The sequence below is a fragment of the Bacillus cereus group sp. BfR-BA-01524 genome (genome assembly GCF_022662595.1).
GTDB lineage: Bacteria > Bacillota > Bacilli > Bacillales > Bacillaceae_G > Bacillus_A > Bacillus_A thuringiensis_S.
In genome coordinates this window covers 1-307 of the sequence record NZ_JAKUDW010000351.1, presented here as the reverse complement: position 1 = coordinate 307, position 307 = coordinate 1, and the positions used below count along the sequence as shown (strand labels likewise).

Genomic DNA, 307 nt, shown 5'->3' with positions numbered 1-307 from the left:
AACGTCCTACTCTCACAGGGACAAGGTCCCAACTACCATCGGCGCTAGAGAGCTTAACTTCCGTGTTCGGTATGGGAACGGGTGTGACCTCTCTGCCATCATTACCAGACTGTATTCATTTAAGACAAGAATCATTTTAACTTATTTCCTTTTAAAAGTCAACAAGTTTTTTATATTCTTTCAAAACTAGATAACATTGCTTCATATTATATGGTTAAGTCCTCGATCTATTAGTATTCGTCAGCTCCACATGTCACCATGCTTCCACCTCGAACCTATCAACCTGATCATCTTTCAGGGATCTTAC

General features: G+C 40.1%; 2 rRNA genes. Both read right to left on the bottom strand.

The annotated features are described in order from the left end of the window. A 5S ribosomal RNA gene (rrf, locus tag MR170_RS31425) occupies nucleotides 1–109 on the bottom strand; the annotation flags it as partial. 101 nt (nucleotides 110–210) lie between these two features. Next, nucleotides 211–307 (bottom strand): 23S ribosomal RNA (locus MR170_RS31420); the annotation flags it as partial.